Here is a 960-nt window from a genome sequence, read left to right as displayed (position 1 = left end):
CCCCGCGGTCCTGCTGTGGGGCGCGCTCGGCACGGCCTTCCGCCGCGGCCGCGCGGACTGACCCCCCTCCCCGCACGCTCACCGCCCCCCATCCGACGACGAGCCCTGCGATGTGGCGGCCATCCGCGAGGAATGGCCGCCACATCGCAGGGCTCGTCAGGGGTCGGGGCGGGCCGGGATCGTGCGGATCAGATCCGGGCGAGGGCCGCCGTCGGATCGTGGAGGCAGTCCGCCACGAACGTGAGGAACGCGCTCGCGGTGGCGCCGTCGGTGACGCGGTGGTCGAAGGTCACGGTCATCTCGGTGACCTTGCGGACCACGATCTCCCCGTCCACGACCCACGGGCGGTCGATGATCCGGCCGATGCCGAGCATCCCGACCTCGGGCGCGTTGATGATCGGCGTGGCGCCGTCCGTGCCCAGCGGGCCGTAGTTGTTCAGCGTGAACGTGCCGCGGGTGAGCTCGGCCGGGGCGGCCCTGCCCGCGCGGGCGCGGCTGACGGTGTCGTTGATCGCGGCGGTGAGCTCGTCCGCGGACAGCTTCTCCGCGTGCTCGACGGAGGGCACCATGAGGCCGCGGTCGGTCTGCACGGCCAGGCCGAGGTGGACGCCGTCGACCTCCACGATCTCGTCCTTGCCGTCCGCCCCCGCCTCGATGCGCGCGTTCATCACCGGGTACCGGCGCAGGCCGGCCAGGGTGAAGCGGGCGATCAGGCCGAGCAGCGAGGGCGCGTTCTCCGGGTCCTTCGCCTTGAGCGCGGCCCGCAGCTCGAGCAGGGCGGTGACGTCCACGTCCAGCCACGCCGTGACCTCCGGGACCTCGCGGCGCGAGCGGGAGAGCTGGTCCGCGATCACCTTGCGCACCCCCGAGATCGGGGTGCGGGCGACGACGGCCAGGCCGGTCCGCCCGTCCACGGCGCCCGGCTGCGCGGCGGCCTCGGCTGCCGGGGCGGCGGCGGCC

At 75.0% G+C, this 960-nt stretch carries 1 protein-coding gene; it reads right to left on the bottom strand.

Features of this window, described 5'->3' with window-relative positions:
- Positions 1-188: 188 nt before the first annotated feature.
- Positions 189-960, bottom strand: a 772-nt coding sequence (locus QL983_RS11325) for a 2-oxo acid dehydrogenase subunit E2 (protein WP_290153073.1), incomplete at its 5' end; no start/stop codon positions are given.

This window comes from Micrococcus sp. APC 4021, from assembly GCF_030407635.1.
GTDB classification, from domain to species: domain Bacteria; phylum Actinomycetota; class Actinomycetes; order Actinomycetales; family Micrococcaceae; genus Micrococcus; species Micrococcus luteus.
Note: the sequence above shows the minus strand (reverse complement) of the source record. Positions and strands in the feature narration are given on the sequence as shown.